Here is a 20,130-nt window from a genome sequence, read left to right as displayed (position 1 = left end):
TCATATGGAACAAGTTTTTATCAAAGCGCTCCCCGTGCTCCGCACCTTAATTGAAGCGGGCCACCAGGCTTATTTTGTGGGAGGCGCAGTTCGAGACAGCTATATGAAACGAACGATCGGAGATGTCGATATTGCGACTGATGCGGCACCGGATCAAGTAGAACGGCTGTTTCAGCGGACGGTTGATGTAGGAAAAGAGCACGGGACCATTATTGTGCTCTGGGAAGATGAAACCTATGAAGTCACGACATTCCGGACTGAATCAGAGTATGAGGATTATAGAAGACCTTCAGAAGTGAACTTTATCACATCATTAGAAGAGGATTTGAAACGCAGGGATTTGACGATTAACGCGATGGCCATGACAGCGGAAGGTCAAGTGCTTGATTATTTTGGCGGCAAGAAAGATATTGATCAGAAGCTGATTCGAACCGTCGGAAGGCCCAAGGACAGATTTCAAGAGGATGCGCTTCGCATGCTGAGAGCCGTACGTTTTATGAGCCAGCTTGGCTTTACGCTTTCACTAGAAACAGAAGAAGCGATCACGAAGGAAAAAACACTCTTATCCCATGTTTCAGTTGAACGAAAAACAATAGAGTTCGAGAAACTGCTAAAGGGAAGAGCGTCCCGCCAGGCGCTTCAAACACTCATTCAAACGGGGTTGTACGAAGAACTGCCTGGTTTTTATCATAAACGAGAGAACCTGCTTGTGGCGAGTGAGTTTTCGTTTTACTCTTTAACATCCCGTGAGGAGCTTTGGGCTGCGCTTTTAATTGATCTTGAAATAGATTTGAAAGATGCGCCGCTTTTCCTGAAAGCATGGAAGCTTCCGGGAAAAGTAATGAAGGAAGCCATTCACATTGCCTATACGTTTGGCCAGAGCCTTGACGCTATCTCAATGTACAAGGCTGGGGAAAAAGCACTTCTTTCAGCGGCCAAAATATCACAGCTTCGGCAAAACGAAAAACTAGATGAAGAAAAATTGAAGGACATCCAAAACGCTTATCAAAGCCTGCCGATTAAAAGCCTTAAGGATCTTGATATCACGGGTAAGGATTTGCTTGCGCTGCGAAACCGGCCTGCCGGACAATGGGTGTCGGAAGAATTACAGCGGATTGAGCAGGCTGTTTTGACGGGAAAGCTCTCCAATCAAAAGAAGCACATAGAGGAGTGGCTGAAGACATGCGGTCAACATTAAGAAAAGATCTTATTGAATTATTTTCTCAGGCTGGAAATGAATTTATTTCCGGCCAAAAAATCAGTGACACCCTCGGCTGTTCCAGAACTGCTGTGTGGAAGCATATTGAAGAGCTTCGGAAAGAGGGCTATGAAGTAGAAGCTGTTAGGAGAAAAGGATATCGTCTCATCAAAAAGCCCGGGAAACTCAGTGAAAGTGAAATTCGCTTCGGACTGAAAACGGAAGTGATGGGCCAGCACCTTATTTATCATGACGTTCTATCAAGCACGCAAAAAACGGCGCATGAGCTTGCAAATAATAACGCAGCAGAGGGCACTCTCGTGGTGGCTGACAAACAAACAGCCGGCAGAGGGCGAATGTCAAGGGTGTGGCATTCCCAAGAGGGAAACGGTATTTGGATGAGCCTGATTTTACGGCCTGACATTCCGCTCCAAAAAACACCGCAGCTCACATTACTTGCTGCAGTAGCTGTTGTGCAGGGAATAGAAGAGGCAGCAGGCATCCAAACGGATATAAAATGGCCTAACGATATTTTGATTAACGGAAAAAAAACAGTCGGCGTCTTAACAGAAATGCAGGCCGAGGAAGACCGGGTACGTTCGGTCATCATCGGGATCGGCATTAACGTCAATCAGCAGTCGGATGATTTTCCAGATGACCTGAAGGACATTGCGACAAGCCTCAGCCAAGCCGCCGGAGAAAAAATTGACCGGGCCGGTGTCATCCAGCATATCTTGCTTTCCTTTGAAAAACGATACCGGGATTATATGACGCACGGTTTTACGCCGATTAAGCTTTTATGGGAAAGCTACGCGCTGGGAATCGGCACTAATATGAGGGCCAGAACATTAAATGGAACATTTTACGGGAAGGCGTTAGGTATAGATGATGAAGGTGTTCTTCTTTTAGAAACGAAGGAAGACATTAAAAAAATCTATTCTGCCGATATAGAATTAGGTTAATGTGTTGGTACAAGCCCGTTGATTTTGGTATACTTCCATTGGGCAGTATCGCCTGCGAACTGCACCTATTATAAAAATAGATTGACATTGCAGCAGTCTGCCTTGATCCAAAAAAGGACTGGGACAGAGGGATGAAACTCGCCGAACTTTAGAAAGTGAAGAATCCTTCTCGTGTAACGGAAGGTTTTTTGGCTTGTATAAGAAAACGGCAGCTCATCTCCTCTAAACATGAGGAGGAGAAAACATGAAAACAAAACTCGATTTTCTAAAAATGAAGCAGACTGAAGAACCGATTGTGATGCTGACCGCTTATGATTATCCGGCAGCTAAGCTTGCTGAACAAGCGGGAGTTGACATGATTTTAGTCGGTGATTCACTCGGAATGGTCGTCCTCGGACTTGATTCAACTGTCGGCGTGACAGTTGCGGACATGATCCATCATACAAAAGCCGTTAAAAGGGGCGCGCCAAATACATTTATCGTAACGGATATGCCGTTTATGTCTTATCACCTGTCCAAGGAGGATACGCTGAAAAATGCAGCTTCTATCGTTCAGGAAAGCGGAGCTGACGCACTGAAGCTTGAAGGCGGAGAAGGCGTGTTTGAATCCATTCGCGCATTGACGCTTGGGGGCATTCCGGTAGTCAGTCACTTAGGCCTGACACCGCAGTCAGTCGGTGTATTGGGTGGATATAAAGTACAGGGCAAAGACGAACAAAGCGCCAAAAAATTAATAGAAGACAGTATAAAATGCGAAGAAGCAGGAGCTATGATGCTTGTGCTGGAATGTGTGCCTGCAGAACTCACAGCCAAAATTGCCGGGATGCTAAGCATACCGGTCATCGGAATCGGTGCCGGTGTGAAAGCGGACGGACAAGTTCTCGTTTATCATGATATTATCGGCCACGGTGTAGAGAGAACACCTAAATTTGTAAAGCAATATACGCGAATTGACGAAACAATCGAAACAGCAATCAGCGGATATGTCAAGGATGTAAGACATCGTGCTTTCCCTGAACAAAAACATTCCTTTCAAATGAATCAGACAGTGCTGGACGGCTTGTACGGAGGAAAATAAGATGAGACAGATAACAGATATTTCACAGCTGAAAGAAGCCATAAGACAATACCAGTCAGAGGGGAAGTCAATCGGATTTGTTCCGACGATGGGCTTTCTGCATGAGGGGCATTTAACCTTGGCAGACAAAGCAAGACAAGAAAATGACGCCGTCGTTATGAGTATTTTTGTGAATCCTGCGCAATTCGGTCCTAATGAAGATTTTGAGGCATATCCGCGCGATATTGAGCGGGATGCGGGCCTTGCAGATAACGCAGGAGTCGATATTCTTTTTACGCCTAGTGCCCATGATATGTATCCTGGCGAGAAGAATGTCACGATTCACGTCGAAAGACGAACGGATGTTTTATGCGGACGCTCAAGAGAAGGACATTTTGACGGTGTTGCAATTGTACTGACGAAGCTGTTCAATCTTGTGCAGCCGACCCGCGCCTATTTCGGTTTAAAGGATGCACAGCAGGTGGCGGTTGTTGATGGCTTAATCAGCGATTTCTTCATGGATATTGAACTGGTTGCTGTCGATACAGTCAGAGAGGAAGACGGCTTAGCCAAAAGTTCCCGCAATGTATACTTAACTGCTGAGGAAAGAAAAGAAGCGCCTAAGCTGTATCGGGCCCTTCAAACAAGTGCGGAGCTGATCAGAGCCGGCGAAAGAGACCCTGAAGCGGTGATAAAAGCTGCGAAAGAAATCATTGAAACGACAAGCGGCACCATTGACTATGTGGAGCTTTATTCCTATCCGAAACTCGAGCCTGCGGACAAAATGGAAGGAAAGGTCATTCTAGCTGTTGCAGTTGCTTTTTCAAAAGCGCGTTTAATAGATAATATCATTATTGATATTCGAGAAATGGAGAGAATATAATATGTATCGTACGATGATGAGCGGCAAGCTTCACAGGGCAACCGTTACGGAAGCAAACCTGAACTATGTGGGAAGCATTACAATTGATGAAGATCTTATTGATGCAGTGGGAATGCTTCCTAATGAAAAAGTGCAAATTGTGAATAATAATAATGGAGCGCGTCTGGAAACGTATATTATTCCTGGTGAACGCGGAAGCGGCGTCATCTGCTTAAACGGTGCAGCCGCACGCCTTGTGCAGGTAGGAGATAAGGTTATTATCATTTCCTACAAAATGATGTCTGATCAAGAAGCGGCAAGCCACGAGCCAAAAGTGGCTGTTCTGAATGATCAAAACAAAATTGAACAAATGCTGGGGAACGAACCAGCCCGTACAATGTTGTAGAAGAAAAGCCCCCTTTATCGGGGGTTTTCTTTTAAGATTTTGAGAGTAAAACGGTTTTGCCGCTCCATTTCCGTACAAAACGTGTTACACTTTTGTCGTATGCAAGAATTGAGGTGTCCATTTTAATGAATAAGCAACGGTTCGTTGTTATAGATGTAGAAACAACAGGGAATTCGCCGAAGAAAGGCGATAAAATCATACAAATCGCAGCGGTTGTAATTGAAAATGGACAAATTACTGAGCGGTTTTCAAAATACATTAATCCAAATAAATCCATTCCTGCTTTCATTGAGCAGCTTACAGGAATCTCCAATCAAATGGTAGAGCATGAACAGCCGTTTGAGGCTGTCGCTGAGGAAGTGTTTCATTTGCTTGACGGCGCTTATTTTGTCGCCCACAATATCCATTTCGACCTTGGATTTGTCAAGTATGAGTTACATAAGGCGGGCTTTCAGCTCCCAGATTGTGAAGTGCTGGATACTGTCGAACTCTCCCGTATTGTTTTTCCGGGGTTTGAAGGGTATAAGCTGACCGAATTAAGCGAGGAGCTTCAACTACGGCATGATCAGCCGCACCGGGCTGACAGCGACGCTGAAGTGACAGGGCTTATTTTTTTGGAAATCCTTGAAAAGCTGCGGCAGCTTCCTGATCCGACATTAAAACAGTTAAGAAGACTTTCGCAGCATTTTATCAGTGATCTGACGCATTTGTTGGATATGTTCATTTATGAAAACAAACATACCGAAATACCCGGCTATGCGCGCTTTTCTTCCTTTTCTGTCAGAGAACCTGAATCGATCGATGAACGTGTCAATGAAGACGGGAACTTCTCATTTGAGATGGAAAATTGGGAAGCGGGCAATGAAAAAGCGCTGTCTGCGTTAATGCCCGGTTATGAAAAAAGAGATGGCCAAATGATGATGATGAAAGAGGTGGCTGAAGCGTTTGCCAATCGTGAGCACGCGCTGATTGAAGCTCCTCCGGGAATCGGAAAAACGATTGGCTACCTCATTCCGGCTGCGCTTTTTGCCAAGAAATCAAAAAAACCGGTCATTATCAGCACGTATTCAACGCTTTTACAGCAGCAGATTTTGACAAAGGATTTGCCGATTGTCCAAGATCTGTTTCCATTTCCGGTAACAGCGGCGATTTTAAAAGGACAATCGCATTATTTATGCCTGTATAAATTCGAGCAGGTGCTTCATGAAGAAGATGATAATTATGATGCCGTATTGACAAAGGCACAGCTCCTCGTTTGGCTGACTGAGACAAACACAGGAGATGTAGCTGAACTGAATCTGCCTTCAGGCGGAAAATTGCTGTGGGACAGATTGGCTTATGACGATGGCTCCTATAAAAGAAGCCGCCATGAAAGTGTGACCGGCTTTTATGAGCGTGCCAAGGAGATTGCCATGCGTTCCGATTTGGTGATTACCAACCATTCCCTTTTGCTGACCGATGAAGGCAGCCAGAAAAAAAGACTCCCTGAAAGCGGCACATTTATTATCGATGAAGCCCATCATTTTGAACGTGCGGCGAGCGAACATTTAGGAAAAAGAGCCACGTATATAGAATTGCATTCTAAATTGAACAGAATCGGCACTCTGAAGGAACAGGGGCTTCTAAAAAAGATGAGACAGCTATTTCAGCGAAACAGTCTGCCCGTTGATTCTTTTTTCGAATTGGAAGAGTGGATTCAGCACATCCAAGCAGAAAGTGATGCTTTCTTCAGCTCTGTGCATTCTTTTGTCAAACGAAGAAAACCTAAAGAAGACTTAAACCGTCTAGTCTATAAGGTGAACAAAGAAAGCCAAGATAAAAGCTGGCCTATTTTAACGGATGGAGCAGAGAGGCTTTGTTCCATGCTGACACATTTGCAGCAGCTTTTTGAGGCACAGTCGGCTCTGATGGAAAAACATCTGACGAGTATGAAGAGCAAAACCGCTTTTTTAGCCGATGAATATCAAAGAATTATGAAAGGATTGCAGCTTTACTGTCTAACGTTGCAGAAGCTGTTCTTTGAGTCTGATGATGATGAAGCGGTTTGGGTTGAAATAGACGCAAAGGGAGCAAAAAACGCAGTAGCCATTTACGCACAGCCGCTTGAACCTGGTGAACTCCTCGCTGATCAGTTTTTCGCGCGCAAAAACAGTGTGGTGCTGACATCTGCAACCCTTACTGTCGAAGATTCATTTCAATTTATGATTGAACGTCTGGGACTGGATGACTTTTTCCCGCGAACAATGAGAATTGAGTCGCCTTTTTCTTACGATGAGCGCATGCGGGTGATGATTCCAAAAGAAATGAAATCAATCCAAGATACAGGGCAAACTGAATTTATACAGGATACGGCCCGTTATATTGAACTGATGGCAAAGGAAAAACAGCCCAAAATCCTTGTGCTGTTTACGTCTCATGATATGCTGAAAAAGGTTCATCAGGAGCTGAAGCAAGCGATGAGTACTTCCGGCATTCAGCTCTTGGCGCAAGGAATTTCAGGCGGAAGTCCAGGCAAACTGATGAAAACTTTTAAAACATCCAATCAGGCGATCTTGCTTGGTACAAATCACTTTTGGGAAGGCGTTGATTTTCCTGGTGATGAGCTGACAACGGTAATGATCGCAAGGCTTCCATTCCGGTCCCCTGATCATCCGCTTCATGCTGCGAAATGTGAGCTTGCCCGAAAACAAGGGCGGAATCCGTTTCAAACAGTATCACTTCCGGAAGCTGTGCTGACCTTCAGGCAAGGAATCGGCCGCTTGCTGCGGACAGCGGGAGACAAAGGGACGATTGTCATATTGGACAGACGGATTAAAACGGCAGGTTATGGCCGGCTGTTTCTTGATGCCCTGCCGACAACTTACGTATCCGAAATGACTGACAGCGAGCTTGAGGCTTACGTTGCAGGGGAAAATGAATAAAAGCCGCATAAAGCGGCTTTTGCGGTGTGGGAGTAGGATGGTGTTTTATTTAAAAGCGGTTTTGCCGCTCTGTGATACTAGTATGGCGTGTCCTGAAATGGAGTATGACTAACAATATTTGTTCAAACTGGAGGATGGAAAAATGGAAAGCAAAATCGAGATTCTTTCAACAATTAATGTAGAGCATTCTGATGACCTTTATAAAATTGTAGACACACTGAATCGGACACTGAAAAGAGATAATCTGATGTTCGGCCTTGCGCTGGATGAAGAAAACAAAAACCAAGCCGTTTTTACCATTTATCGTACGTAGGTGAGAAGATGAGAAAAAAAGCATTAATATTTACCGCCATTTTTGGTATTATTTTTTTAGCAGTACTTCTTGTCTCGGCAAGCATTTATAAATCAGCCATGGCACAAAAGGAAGAGGGGCACGAAGCAGCAGCTGCTGAAGCTAAAAAAGAAACCGATCTCGCCAACGTTGATCAAGTCGAAACATTTGTCGGAAAAGAAAAATATTATGTTGTAAAGGGAACGGACAAAAAAGGAAGCAAATTATATGTCTGGGTTCCTGCCGATAAAAAAGCAAAAATTCTCTCAAAAGAAGCAAAAGAGGGAATCTCCGAAGACAAAGCGGCGAAAATCATACATGATGAAGGGCTGGTTTCAAAGCAAAAAGAGGTTCATCTGGCAAGAGAGGGAAATGTCCTGCTTTGGGAAGTAACGTACTTAGACAAAGAAGGTCAATACAGTTTAAGTTATGTGGACTTTACAACTGGAAAGATTCTCAAAAATATGACGCCTTAAGACGAATTAGGGGGAGTTCAAGTTGAAACTGGCAAAAAGAGTATCCGCATTAACACCGTCTACCACACTGGCAATCACAGCAAAAGCGAAAGAACTGAAAGCGGCAGGCCATGATGTTATCGGCCTAGGGGCAGGCGAACCTGACTTTAATACACCGCAGCACATCATTGATGCCGCTGTACGTTCTATGAACGAAGGCCATACGAAGTACACGCCTTCAGGTGGTCTGGCTGAACTCAAAAACAGCATTGCAGAGAAATTTAAACGTGACCAGAATATTGAATACAAACCGTCTCAAATGATTGTCTGCACAGGTGCCAAACATGCTCTGTACACCCTTTTCCAAGTGATTTTGGATGAAGGAGATGAAGTCATTATTCCAACACCTTACTGGGTGAGCTATCCGGAGCAGGTGAAACTCGCTGGCGGAAAGCCTGTTTATGTAGAAGGGCTTGAGGAAAATCATTTCAAAATTTCTCCTGAACAGCTGAAATATGCGATCACGGAAAAAACAAAAGCGATCGTCATCAATTCTCCAAGCAACCCGACTGGCGTTATGTATACGGAAGACGAACTGGCGGCGCTCGGTGAAGTGTGCCTTGAACATGACATCCTGATTGTGTCTGACGAAATTTATGAAAAACTTACATACAGCGGAAAGAAACACGTTTCCATTGCACAGCTGTCTAACAGTCTGAAAGAGCAAACGGTTATTATTAACGGCGTGTCGAAGTCACACAGCATGACGGGCTGGAGAATCGGTTATGCGGCGGGGGCTGAAGACATTATTAAAGCAATGACTAACCTTGCAAGCCACAGCACGTCAAACCCGACATCAATCGCACAGTACGGAGCGATTGCTGCTTATAACGGGCCTTCTGAGCCGCTGGAAGAAATGAGAGAAGCGTTTGAACATAGATTAAACACGATCTATGCAAAGCTTTTAGAGATCCCCGGGTTTAGCTGTGTGAAGCCGGAAGGTGCTTTTTACTTGTTCCCGAATGCAAAAGAAGCAGCTCAAAATTGCGGTTTCAAAGATGTAGACGAATTTGTTAAAGCGCTTCTTGAGGAGGAAAAAGTTGCGATTGTTCCTGGCTCCGGGTTTGGTTCTCCTGATAATGTACGCCTTTCTTACGCAACATCTTTAGAACTTCTTGAAAAAGCGGTTGAGAGAATCAAACGTTTTGTAGAAAAACATAGCTAACAGATCAAAAGCGGCTGACAGAAAAGCCGCTTTTTATCTGCATTGACCCGGCTGGTTAAGAGCGGGTATAATAAAGTGATGATAAAAGAGTTCGCGGGGCAATGGGCTTCCGAATGTCTTTCTTGTTTTGGAGGGAAATATGTTGAAAACAACAATCAACCAAGTGTACAAACACGTAGGTGAGGAAGTAACGATCGGAGCTTGGGTCGCTAATAAGCGTTCAAGCGGGAAAATCGCGTTTTTGCAGCTGCGGGACGGTACCGGCTTTATTCAAGGTGTCGTAGTCAAAGCGGAAGTGGAAGAAAGCATTTTCCAAACAGCTAAATCAGTGACGCAGGAAACGTCACTCTATATAAAAGGGATTGTCAAAGAGGACGAGCGTTCTCCGCTCGGTTATGAGCTAGCTGTGACAGGTATTGAAGTCATTCACGAAGCGACTGATTATCCAATTACGCCAAAAGAACACGGCACAGAATTCTTGATGGATCACAGACATTTATGGCTTCGTTCAAAACGCCAGCATGCCACCATGAAAATTCGTAATGAAATCATTCGCGCGACTTATGAATTTTTTAATAACGAAGGCTTCGTAAAAGTGGATCCGCCCATTCTGACTGGAAGCGCGCCTGAAGGAACAACAGAGCTCTTTGCGACAAAGTACTTTGAGGAAGATGCTTACCTGTCTCAAAGTGGCCAGCTCTACATGGAAGCTGCGGCAATGGCTTTAGGAAAAGTATTTTCCTTCGGGCCGACATTCAGAGCGGAAAAATCTAAAACAAAACGCCACTTGATCGAATTCTGGATGATCGAACCGGAAATGGCGTTTGTACAATTTGAAGAAAACCTTCAAGTGCAGGAAAATTACGTTTCTTTCATTGTGCAATCCGTGCTTAAGAATTGCAAAATTGAATTAAACACATTAGGAAGAGACACATCAAAACTTGAGCAAATCAAAGCTCCGTTCCCAAGAATCACGTATGATGAAGCGCTTGATTTTCTAAAAGAAAAAGGCTTTGACGATATCGAGTGGGGAGACGACTTCGGGGCGCCTCATGAAACAGCGATTGCGGAACACTATGACAAACCGGTTTTCATCACTCGCTACCCGACGTCCTTAAAACCATTCTATATGCAGCCGGCTTCTGACCGCGAGGATGTCGTGCTCTGCGCTGACCTGATTGCGCCGGAAGGATATGGAGAAATCATCGGCGGATCTGAACGGATTCACGATATGGAGCTTTTGGAAGCGCGTCTTAAAGAACATGGACTGGATTCTGACGCATATAAATGGTATGCTGAACTTAGAAAATATGGATCAGTTCCTCATTCAGGCTTCGGCCTTGGATTAGAGCGGACAGTAGCTTGGATCAGCGGAGCGCCTCACGTTCGTGAAACCATTCCGTTCCCAAGACTGTTAAACCGTCTATATCCATAATACATTCAAATGAAACAAGAAAAAGAGTCTCCTGCAAGGGAGACTTTTTACAGTAAAGGGGAAAACATGATCCTTTACAGTAAGAGGTGTGACGATGAAAAAACAGCAATTTATTGATATGCATGAACAGGGAACGTCAACAATCCCTAATCTTCTGCTTACGCATTATAAACAGCTCGGGCTTAACGAAACAGAACTTATTCTGCTCTTAAAAATTAAAATGCATTTAGAAAAAGGATCTTATTTTCCTACACCGAATCAGCTGCAAGAAGGGATGTCAATTTCTGTTGAAGAATGCACAAACAGATTGAGGATGTTTATTCAAAAAGGTTTTCTGTTTATTGAAGAATGTGAAGACCAAAACGGTATCAAATTTGAGAAATATTCTCTTCAGCCTTTATGGGGCAAGCTGTACGAGTATATACAGCTTGCACAGAATCAAACGCAGGAAAGAAAAGCAGAAGGGGAACAAAAAAGCCTTTATACCATTTTTGAGGAAGAGTTCGCAAGGCCGTTATCACCTTTGGAGTGTGAAACACTGGCCATTTGGCAGGATCAAGATCAGCATGACGCACAGCTGATCAAACACGCCTTAAAAGAGGCGGTACTGTCAGGGAAACTCAGTTTCCGCTACATTGACCGGATTTTGTTTGAGTGGAAGAAAAACGGGCTGAAAACTGTGGAGCAGGCAAAAATCCACAGCCAGAAATTCCGGCGGGTACAAACCAAGCAGACTGAACCACAAAAAGAGTATAAAAGGCAAGTTCCTTTTTACAATTGGCTTGAACAATAAAGTGAAAAGGTGACAATCGTGTTAAATCTAAAACAAATTGAATTCTGTTTGGACAAGATAGGCGACATGTTTCCCCACGCAGAGTGTGAACTGGTTCATTCCAATCCTTTTGAATTAGTGGTGGCAGTCGCTTTATCTGCGCAATGTACAGATGCACTTGTAAACAGGGTGACCAAAACATTATTTCAAAAATATAAACAGCCGGAAGACTATCTGGCTGTTTCGCTGGAAGAACTTCAGCAGGATATTAAATCAATCGGTTTGTATCGTAATAAGGCAAAAAACATTCAAAAATTGAGTAAAATGATTATTGAAGATTACGGCGGAGAAGTGCCGAGAGACCGCGATGAGCTTGTCAAACTGCCTGGTGTCGGAAGAAAGACCGCCAACGTCGTAGTATCTGTTGCCTTTGGCGTGCCGGCCATTGCTGTAGACACCCATGTGGAGAGAGTCAGCAAACGTTTGGGAATCTGTCGGTGGAAAGACTCGGTGCTGGAAGTGGAAAAGACGCTGATGCGCAAGGTTCCAAAAGAAGACTGGTCTGTTACCCATCACCGGCTTATTTTCTTCGGCAGATATCACTGTAAGGCCCAGTCTCCGCGCTGTGCGGAATGTCCGCTGCTGTCTTTGTGCAGAGAAGGGCAGAAGAGAGATAAAAAAGGACTGGTGAAACGATGACGCAAGCGAAAGACGTGTTGGCTTCCTATGAGCAGTACTTAAGCAGTCTTGGCCAGATGAACTCCCTGGATATATCAGAAGCCTTGCGAATCAACCCTGTGTATGTTGACCTCTGTTTGGAATCTCAAGGTGTTTTGCCATGGGAAGACAGCGGCAAGTACGTTCCGCTTTTATTTGAAGTGTGGGAAGACATTAAAGAATCACTTCTCCCAGTCTTTCAAACACGAAAATCGAGATGTGACCAAAATGACATGCTGAAGGGCATTGTATGTTTGCTGGCCTCGTTCCACTGGACAGCGGGTGAGCGGGTAAAATCGCTCGATTGGCCAGAACTGACGGAAAAATCATTTCCCGTGAAGCCAATCAATTGGCCTGAACGAGTAGAATTTATTCTTCTAAAGCCGACTCAATACCATTGCTTTATTCAGCTTGATGAGCTATTTGCTGAAATGAAAAAGCATTTTTATAAATACCATGCGATGAATCGCTAAACCTCCCCTTAAAAGGGGAGGTTTTTTATGATGAAGAAAAAGCCATCACCCAATAGAGTGACGGCTTTTTGTTTAATTTGCTTTTTCAGTTGATGATGAATTCGTTTGTGTTTTGTCAGATGTGTTTGTTTTGTTTTTATTTGTATCAGAGCCTGATGAATCATTTGTATCTGAGTTCGAATCACCATCCGACGTACCCTGATTGTTGCTGTTGTTATTGTTGCTGTTATCGTTGGTTTGGTCTTGATTGCTGTTGTCGGACGGATTGGTGTTCGTGTTGTCTTGTTTTTTGTCTTGATCGTTCGTTGAATCATCTGTCTGATCTTGATCTGTCTGACTGTCATCTGTTTGCGAATCATCAGTCTGTGTATCATCCTGAGATTTATCTTCATCTTGCTTTTCATCATCGGTTTTCTCTTCGTCGTCTTTATCTTCTTCATCCTCAGCCTTCGGCACTTCATACGAAGTGGCGGCTGTATCGCTGCGGACATCGTCGCTGATGGCTGTTACTTGGAATTTATACACAGATCCAGGCTGCACACCGGATATGACGGCTTCTTTTGCAGAACTGTTCTGAATCTCAGAGTAGCTGCCGCCATCGACAGACTGCTTCACTTCAAAGGTGGCATCACCGTCATATTTCCAGCTTAATGTCAGAGATTGATTGTCTTTATCATATTTCACGTTTAAGCCAGTCGGTTTATCTGTTTCTTCTTTTTCATACGTTTTAGAAACAGTGGAAGGTGCAGTGCCTTTAACAAAGTACTCCGTGAGTTTTTTATCGCTTGGCGTATTCGGCCCTGCCAGTTTTGCCGGGTTAGAGCCTTTTTCTACAGTGGCTTCAACTACGCTGTTAGGCTTCTCAAACGATCCGCTTCCGTCATCGACATCGGCAATGAGCTGGGCGAAGATTCGTTTTGCGATTTTTTGCTCTTCAGCAGAAAGTGATTTCTTTCCAGCATCGTTTTCTTCCATACCCGTCCAGACGGCTGCTGTATATTGCGGTGTGTAACCGACGAACCAAGAATCTCGGGCACCGCCGCTTGCGATATTGTACTTTTGGACTTCACTTTCATCAAAGTTTGTAGTCCCAGTTTTTCCGGCTACTTCTACTCCAGGGACTTGAGCGAGCTGCCCAGTACCTGTCCTAACAGCTGTTTTCAGCATATCTGTAATCATAAACGCAGTATAATCGCTCATTGCTGATTTTGTTTTCGGTGTTAAGTCAAGCTTTGTGCCATCGTTGAATTCAATGGACTTCACAAAATGCGGGTCGTTATACGTTCCGTTATTTCCAAACGCGCTGTATGCGCCTGCCATAGTTAGAGGAGAAACACCATCGTCTCCACCAAAACCGCCAATTGAGTAGGCCTCAGATACATTATCCTTTGTTAATCCCAGTCCAAGACCATTTGCAAAGTCTACTGCAGCATCTTTACCAGCTGCCTGGAAGGCTTTTAAAGCAGGAATGTTACGAGACTGTGCCAATGCTTGGCGCATAGACATTAGTTCTTTATATTTGCGGTCAAAGTTACGGATCGGTGTTCCATCAGAATACGTATAAGCTGAGTCATCAATTTGTTCATACGTAGACCATTTTTTGTTTTCAATAACTGGACCGTAGTCTAAAACCGGCTTTATGGTCGAACCAGGCTGTGCCTTAGTTTGAGTTGCATAGTTAAAGCCTCCGACAGGCTGATTGCGCCCAGCACCAATCGCGCGGACTTCTCCGTTTTTTGTATCGAGAAGGGTAACGCCGCCCTGCATGCCTTCAGTAAATCCGACGGTGTCTCCGTCCATTAATTCATCTAGTTTGTCTTGTGCTTTTGTATCTAATGTCGTATAAATTTTTAATCCGTCAGTTCCTGGATTGACATCAGATTTTTCTTCAATTTCTTTCATGACTTCTTCAACAAACGCGCTGTATTTGTTTGAATTGTTTTTTTCATATTCCTTTTGTGACACAACGCCTTCGTCTTTCATCGCCACATTTTTGGTTTTATTATATTCAGAATCAGAAATAAATCCTTGCTTTTTCATCAGACTGAGTACGATGTTCCGTCTTTTTTCCGCTTTATCAGGGTTTTTAACGGGATTGTACGCTGTTGGGCTTTGCGGCATGCCCGCAAGTGTCGCCGCTTGTTCGACAGTCAATTTACTTAAATCTGTGACGCCGAAAAATTCCTCCGCCGCTTTTCCGATTCCATATGCTCTAGGAGAAAAATAAATCCGGTTTAAATACATTTCTAAAATTTCGTCTTTAGAGTAATTGCGCTCCAGCTGAATCGAAAGCCACACTTCCTGCACCTTCCGTTTCAGCGTCTTCTGATGAGAAAGAAGGGAGTTCTTGACGACCTGCTGGGTGATCGTACTTCCGCCTTCAGCTCCGAAACCGTCTGTAAAGTTGGCGACTAAGGCGCCTCCGATACGGACAGGGTCAATCCCGTGGTGTTCATAAAAACGGGCGTCCTCTGTCGCAATAAAAGCTTCTTTTACAGTATCAGGAATTTCATCTATTGAGACGTAGGTCCGCTTTTCGGAGCCGTATTCAGCGATCTCTTCTCCATTTCTATCATATATTGTCGAAGAATAAGGCGTCTTTAATTTGTTTTCGTCAAGTTTTGGCGCATCGGAAACCATGACAGCAAATGTGACGGCACCGCCGACTACACCTAAAACAAACAGAATGAGTAAAGTAAAAAGGGTCTTTTTAAACCATCCGCCTTTTTTTCGTTTCTTGCCTTTTTTCGGTGAAGGACTCGATTTGCTGTTCGCTTTTCGTCGAGCTTCACGGCTGTTAAATTGATCTGACATAACATCTCAACCTTTCGTTAATCAACCTTTCGCACTAGATGACGGCGAAAAATAAAGCTGTTCAATAATACTAATATAATCAATTCTAGGTGCGTATCCAAGAGAAATCGGATACGCCGCTTCCTCTAATTCATCTTTTCGAATTGATTTTCTGCCGTTTTTTTCTTTTCTGTCCCAGAAATCCAACAGTTTATCGGCTTCCAAAAAATAAACCTGGTCGAAAGCGGATATAATAACAAAACAAATGCCGTCTTGAGCCATTACCTGCTTCATATGCTCGATTTGATGGTCATGAAAATTCTGCAGGGGGAAAGAGGTCTTGTTTTTCGTTTCTTTCGCCTCAAAATCAATATACCGCCCTTTGTAAATCCCGTTATAATCTGTTGTCGATGATTGTTTAAAGTAAGCTTCTTTAATCACTGCGGCGCTTCTTTTTGGATAATGGACATTTACAATTTGAACAGGTGTCGGCTTTTTGTGTATGACGGCAATTTGGTTTGTCAGATAATACTTATTCGTTTCGTTTAAGTCATCTTCGAGGGTCATTCCGCGATTACTGTAGGACGGGGCCCTTTTCTGACTGTTTTGGGATGAAACCGAATGTTTCGGCTGAAACGTTTTTCCGTTAGGATACCGAATCACTTTCTCATCCTCCTTACTAAACTATTCGTGACGGAAGTGAATGTACGTGCAAGAACAACAGGCCATCAGAAAGCTTCTTAGCCGGATTGAACGGCAAACAAAAGCAAAAAACGCAGATAACATTTCAAGAACGAACGCATATAAAGCATTTTATGATTGTCATCCGGAAATCAAATGGTCGCTCTTAGCATCTTTTGTTTCTCGCAATGCCGGCTGGTCAATGACTGACTTAAAAGGCAGTCTGTTTCAGCTTGGACTCCGTGAGAGACAGCAAAAGTGGTTCTTTTTAGCCTATGAAAGAGCGAACTGGCTTATTTTTTCGGATGCCTATCCGCAGCTTCTTTTGTACCACTGGTCAAAAAAAATCGGGAAACCGCTGTTCCATCATCTCCATGTGTTTGGCGTCTCGCAATTTATGACGGAAGAATGGGCCCGTTTTTGGCATGAGCGAAACACGGAGCGGTTGATGTATGCCCTCATTGTAAATGAACAAAACACTATCCAAACACCTATTATACAAAATCCTTCGTTTAAAAAGAACGTTTTTGACACGATTCCTTTTTATTTAAGTGACTGGTTTCATTTTAACACCGTTATTTTTCCCTCTTCAGACGGGTCTCTTTACGGCATTTCAGTGAAACGCTTTTCAAAGACAGAGGAAAGGATAAGGCTGGGAAAGCAGCTGTCTCAATTGCTGTTCAGCCCTGAATTATTCTCCTCTTTTTATCACTTTTTGCACACAGTGCCGCACACAGGCTCCCGTTTTGATATGGAAAAAATGATCGGGATCACAAAAAGAACATCTCCTATGTTAAGGACATGTTACCCTGAGTTCATCCACTCATTAGACGGAAAGAAAACGGATTGGTTTCATGGAAAGATCAAGAAAGCGTTCTTTAGACGTGAGGAATTGCCCAAGCAGATTGAATTGACAGACTGGTATCTGCATAAAAAACGCCAGCTTCATGCGCTTTTTGCGGTCGAGCATTGGCTGAAAAAATAAAGAAGCAAGGAATTTCCTTGCTTCTTACGTAGAAGGGCGGTTCGGGCCGCCTAATTTTTTATCTAAAGAATCGATCGCTTTTGATTCAGTCTTTTTTTGCTGGCCGGCTTTTTTCGGTCTGGTTTTCATACGGCACCTCCTCACAAGTATCGTTTGCATTAAGGGGGAGGATCATACAATTTTTGCGGTTGTTTTTGTCGAAAACTTCAGCTTTCCGTGGAAAACCTGTTTGTTTGGCGATTTGCTTCTAGTTTTGTCATGAGGAAGGAAAGAGACTGAAGAGCAAAGAATCTTAACCGGGAGAGACGAGGAAAGGGAGGTACACGAATGTCCGGTTACGTAAGCAAGACAGATATTCTCCATATGCTTTCTGATATAGAAGATGAATTAACCCGAGCCGACCAAAGCCTGAACCATTCCTTAAACGCATGGGAGGCTGAGATGCGGGAAAAGGAAAACGATCTCCTGAGTGTGCTGGAAGAAGAAATCATGGACCTTCATATTTGTATAAATGAGCTGCATCAATCACCTGAACACAGGTATGCATTTGAAAAGGTATACCGCATCGGCTGAATTTGCGGGCGAAATTTGGTACGATATTCATTGAGGTGAAGGATGTTGCAATCACAAACATTGCTGGAAATGACCGAGCAAATGATTGAAGCTGCTGAAAATGGCGCTTATCGATACCAGGAAGGAAAAGACAAGAATCTTTCATATGATTTTTTTGAGACGATAAAGCCTGCAGTTGAAGAGAATGATGATCTGGCGGCTCGCTGGGCGCAAGGGGCGCTTGAATTGGTAAAAGCCCGCCGTCCGAAATATGTGCATAGAGAGCAAATTGAGACCGTAAAGGACAATTTCCTGGAACTGGTCCTTCAATCATATGTTCATCATATTCATAAAAAACGATTCAAGGACATCACTGAGTCAGTCCTTTATACATTGCACGCGGTAAAGGATGAAATTGCAAGAAAAGACAGCCGGTAAAGGCTGTCTTCTTTTAAGTTTGTTATAGGGGGCCGGACGTTAATTCAACTCATATGCCGGGCTTTCTGCTCCATTTGCTTCGAGAACCTTCATACTGTTACGAAACTCAGTTGTGCTGAGATGTCCTTGAATATAGAGGAACTTGGCAAAGTCCATCAGTTTATTCATACAGTCTGTTTCATATTTCTTCATTTCTGCAAAACGTTTGCTTAAGTATGATACGTTCATTATGGTGCATCCCCTCTCATCTGTATTGAAAATATGGTACCATAATGATTCGACTTTTTTCTGTTTTTAAAAAATTTAAACTTTCGACACAATTTGACAAACACGAATCAGAACCTGTGACACAACCAATAGACTTCATTCATACATATATAGAAGAGAAACATGTTGAGTTTAGGGGGAATCGCAATGAACAGGAGTTCTCAAAGCTATCCTCGGCAAATGGACTATTATTATCCTCAGCAAATGCAAGGATATTATCAGCAGGCAGCACATGGACAATACTGGCCGCAGCAGCAATATGAACAGCAGGATTTTTATCAGCCGCATTCTCCGCTCCAGCCGATGCCTATGCAGCCTCCAGTATTCTCCAACCCTTATCCAATCCCAAGGCCTAACCAGCAGCAACCCTCACAATTTCAAAGTATCATGTCGCAGTTCAAAAAAGCCAACGGGCAGTTTGATTTTAATAAAATGATGGATACGACAGGTCAAGTGATGAGTGCAATGAATCAGGTCGGATCTTTAATAAAGGGATTTACCAGCTTTTTTAAATGATAGAAGCATGAATGAATCACTCATTCATGCTTATTTTTTGGGAAGAAAAGTGTCATTGTCTGCTCGTTCCAAGATGTTTCCATATCTTCTTGGTGTACTTCATAAGGCAGCTGAACCGTTCTGGTCATGCTTGTAAAAGTGGCCTCATTTAGCTGTTTTTGTTTCTCTTGGAGAGTTACATGCAGATACCTCGATTTAATATCAACGACGATCTCGCCATCTCGAAACGTCTCCGGAATCGTGATATCGACATACAGCCCGGTATCTCTTTCTCTGACACGTATGGTCGTCTGTACATCCTTTAAACTCGAGTTGATCAAGTTTTGAAATCCGTTTAATAGGTTGCCGAATGCTGAGGATTGAAAAAGATGGTCCATTGCCTCCGCGATGATTTCTTCTTTCTTTTGCAGTTCGTTCTTTTTGTCATCATAGAGTTCCAAATTTGCCACCGCCTTTTTTAACCAGATTATGCGCCTGTGCCAGATGTTGTTATAAATTGAAGCAAAATTGAAAGTGTGGTTAAATAGTGGTGATTGAAGGGATAATGGTTGAGGCGAATGAGAAGGGAGAAAACACATTGCTGAAAAAATTATTCGGAATGGGCAAAACTCAGGAAAAAGTGGCAGAAGAGGTTATTTATTCTCCGGCAGATGGTACGGTAATGGACCTGACTGATGTGCCGGACCCTGTTTTTTCACAGAAAATGATGGGGGAAGGAATAGCGGTGGAACCATCAAACGGTGAAATCGTTTCACCTGTTGAAGGTGAAGTGATTCAGATTTTCCACACCAAACACGCCGTGGGCATTCGGACTCGATCGGGAATTGAACTTTTAATTCATGTCGGGCTGGAAACAGTCAATATGAACGGAGAAGGGTTTACTGCCCACATGAAAGAAGGGGATAAAGTGAAGATCGGTGATCCGTTGATTACGTGTGACTTGGAATTAATTAAAGAAAAAGCGAGCAGCACGGTCATTCCGATCGTTATCATGAATGGTGAGGCTGTAGGATCAATTGTGCCGGCAGGCGAAAACGCTGCCCTCAAAGGAGAAACAAAGCTTCTCACAATAAAAGCGAAATAA

23 protein-coding genes are annotated in these 20,130 nt (G+C 43.6%); 18 read left to right on the top strand and 5 right to left on the bottom strand.

Translation table 11 applies throughout. The features are described from left to right. The first annotated feature begins 4 nt into the window (after positions 1-4). The 13 genes from ACY3LV_RS05435 (at position 5) to ACY3LV_RS05375 (ending at position 12,814) form a co-directional block, all read left to right on the top strand. The gene (locus ACY3LV_RS05435) at positions 5-1,198 is read left to right on the top strand and encodes a CCA tRNA nucleotidyltransferase (protein ID WP_148961495.1); all 1,194 of its coding nucleotides are present in this window, start codon (positions 5-7) and stop codon (positions 1,196-1,198) included. After that, positions 1,183-2,160 carry a biotin--[acetyl-CoA-carboxylase] ligase gene (locus ACY3LV_RS05430; RefSeq protein WP_333561921.1) on the top strand — a complete coding sequence of 326 codons (978 nt, stop codon included), beginning with the start codon at positions 1,183-1,185 and terminating at the stop codon, positions 2,158-2,160. Before ACY3LV_RS05435 ends, ACY3LV_RS05430 begins: the two co-directional genes overlap by 16 nt. 244 nt (positions 2,161-2,404) lie before the next feature. Then, the gene (gene panB, locus ACY3LV_RS05425; protein ID WP_333561922.1) at positions 2,405-3,238 is read left to right on the top strand and encodes a 3-methyl-2-oxobutanoate hydroxymethyltransferase; all 834 of its coding nucleotides are present in this window, start codon (positions 2,405-2,407) and stop codon (positions 3,236-3,238) included. Position 3,239: 1 nt separating this feature from the next. Then, complete coding sequence (panC, locus tag ACY3LV_RS05420; RefSeq protein ID WP_333561923.1) at positions 3,240-4,100, top strand: pantoate--beta-alanine ligase; 861 nt, start codon at positions 3,240-3,242, stop codon at positions 4,098-4,100. 1 nt (position 4,101) lies between these two features. Then, the gene (gene panD / locus ACY3LV_RS05415) at positions 4,102-4,485 is read left to right on the top strand and encodes an aspartate 1-decarboxylase (RefSeq protein ID WP_148961499.1); all 384 of its coding nucleotides are present in this window, start codon (positions 4,102-4,104) and stop codon (positions 4,483-4,485) included. Between the two features lie 125 nt (positions 4,486-4,610). Next, positions 4,611-7,406, top strand: coding sequence for an ATP-dependent DNA helicase DinG (dinG, locus tag ACY3LV_RS05410; protein WP_464863497.1), 2,796 nt, complete (start codon positions 4,611-4,613; stop codon positions 7,404-7,406). A 142-nt stretch (positions 7,407-7,548) separates the two neighbouring features. Further along, positions 7,549-7,719: a YpmA family protein gene (locus tag ACY3LV_RS05405; RefSeq protein WP_003225588.1), complete on the top strand. Its 171-nt coding sequence runs from the start codon at positions 7,549-7,551 to the stop codon at positions 7,717-7,719. An 8-nt stretch (positions 7,720-7,727) separates the two neighbouring features. Continuing rightward, the gene (gene tseB, locus ACY3LV_RS05400) at positions 7,728-8,213 is read left to right on the top strand and encodes a cell wall elongation/penicillin-binding protein regulator TseB (protein ID WP_333561925.1); all 486 of its coding nucleotides are present in this window, start codon (positions 7,728-7,730) and stop codon (positions 8,211-8,213) included. A 22-nt stretch (positions 8,214-8,235) separates the two neighbouring features. Beyond that, entirely contained in the window at positions 8,236-9,417 is a 1,182-nt protein-coding gene (aspB, locus tag ACY3LV_RS05395; protein WP_333561926.1) for an aspartate transaminase AspB, read from the top strand. 142 nt (positions 9,418-9,559) lie between these two features. Next, positions 9,560-10,852: an asparagine--tRNA ligase gene (gene asnS, locus ACY3LV_RS05390; RefSeq protein WP_148961503.1), complete on the top strand. Its 1,293-nt coding sequence runs from the start codon at positions 9,560-9,562 to the stop codon at positions 10,850-10,852. A 94-nt stretch (positions 10,853-10,946) separates the two neighbouring features. Then, on the top strand, positions 10,947-11,645 hold the full coding sequence (gene dnaD, locus ACY3LV_RS05385; protein ID WP_333561927.1) for a DNA replication protein DnaD: 699 nt from the start codon (positions 10,947-10,949) through the stop codon (positions 11,643-11,645). Positions 11,646-11,663: 18 nt separating this feature from the next. Then, positions 11,664-12,323, top strand: coding sequence for an endonuclease III (gene nth, locus ACY3LV_RS05380; RefSeq protein ID WP_268276150.1), 660 nt, complete (start codon positions 11,664-11,666; stop codon positions 12,321-12,323). Then, positions 12,320-12,814 (top strand): YpoC family protein, encoded by a 495-nt coding sequence (locus ACY3LV_RS05375; RefSeq protein ID WP_087990506.1) that lies wholly within the window; start codon positions 12,320-12,322, stop codon positions 12,812-12,814. The genes nth and ACY3LV_RS05375 overlap by 4 nt, the downstream gene beginning before the upstream one ends. Positions 12,815-12,886: 72 nt before the next feature. On the opposite strand, the gene ACY3LV_RS05370 is transcribed toward ACY3LV_RS05375, so the two are convergent. Continuing rightward, entirely contained in the window at positions 12,887-15,628 is a 2,742-nt protein-coding gene (locus tag ACY3LV_RS05370; RefSeq protein WP_464863496.1) for a transglycosylase domain-containing protein, read from the bottom strand. A 21-nt stretch (positions 15,629-15,649) separates the two neighbouring features. Next, a complete protein-coding gene (gene recU, locus ACY3LV_RS05365) occupies positions 15,650-16,270 on the bottom strand; it encodes a Holliday junction resolvase RecU (RefSeq protein ID WP_087990504.1) in 621 nt (206 codons plus the stop codon). 40 nt (positions 16,271-16,310) lie between these two features. Between recU and ACY3LV_RS05360 the strand changes: the two genes are divergently transcribed. Beyond that, positions 16,311-17,273, top strand: coding sequence for a DUF2515 domain-containing protein (locus ACY3LV_RS05360; RefSeq protein WP_333561929.1), 963 nt, complete (start codon positions 16,311-16,313; stop codon positions 17,271-17,273). Between the two features lie 24 nt (positions 17,274-17,297). Here the strand turns inward: ACY3LV_RS05360 and sspM are convergent, their stop codons facing one another. Further along, positions 17,298-17,402, bottom strand: a complete 105-nt coding sequence (sspM, locus tag ACY3LV_RS05355) for an acid-soluble spore protein SspM (RefSeq protein ID WP_003225606.1) — start codon at positions 17,400-17,402, stop codon at positions 17,298-17,300. A gap of 198 nt (positions 17,403-17,600) precedes the next feature. Here sspM and ACY3LV_RS05350 point away from each other — a divergent pair, with 198 nt between their 5' ends. Continuing rightward, on the top strand, positions 17,601-17,846 hold the full coding sequence (locus ACY3LV_RS05350) for a YppD family protein (protein ID WP_333561930.1): 246 nt from the start codon (positions 17,601-17,603) through the stop codon (positions 17,844-17,846). A 45-nt stretch (positions 17,847-17,891) separates the two neighbouring features. Next, positions 17,892-18,263 (top strand): YppE family protein, encoded by a 372-nt coding sequence (locus ACY3LV_RS05345; protein ID WP_333561931.1) that lies wholly within the window; start codon positions 17,892-17,894, stop codon positions 18,261-18,263. A gap of 39 nt (positions 18,264-18,302) precedes the next feature. On the opposite strand, the gene ACY3LV_RS05340 is transcribed toward ACY3LV_RS05345, so the two are convergent. Further along, positions 18,303-18,491 (bottom strand): YppF family protein, encoded by a 189-nt coding sequence (locus ACY3LV_RS05340; protein ID WP_003225611.1) that lies wholly within the window; start codon positions 18,489-18,491, stop codon positions 18,303-18,305. 186 nt (positions 18,492-18,677) lie between these two features. Between ACY3LV_RS05340 and ACY3LV_RS05335 the strand changes: the two genes are divergently transcribed. After that, positions 18,678-19,046 carry a YppG family protein gene (locus tag ACY3LV_RS05335; RefSeq protein WP_333560113.1) on the top strand — a complete coding sequence of 123 codons (369 nt, stop codon included), beginning with the start codon at positions 18,678-18,680 and terminating at the stop codon, positions 19,044-19,046. Between the two features lie 20 nt (positions 19,047-19,066). Here ACY3LV_RS05335 and ACY3LV_RS05330 read toward each other — a convergent pair whose 3' ends face one another. Further along, a complete protein-coding gene (locus ACY3LV_RS05330; protein WP_333560114.1) occupies positions 19,067-19,486 on the bottom strand; it encodes an Hsp20/alpha crystallin family protein in 420 nt (139 codons plus the stop codon). Between the two features lie 137 nt (positions 19,487-19,623). Here ACY3LV_RS05330 and ACY3LV_RS05325 point away from each other — a divergent pair, with 137 nt between their 5' ends. After that, positions 19,624-20,130, top strand: a complete 507-nt coding sequence (locus ACY3LV_RS05325; RefSeq protein WP_333516893.1) for a PTS sugar transporter subunit IIA — start codon at positions 19,624-19,626, stop codon at positions 20,128-20,130.

The organism is Bacillus sp. 11C (assembly GCF_055486375.1).
The sequence above is the reverse complement of the archived record's forward strand: the minus strand, read 5'-3'. Positions and strand labels throughout refer to the sequence as shown.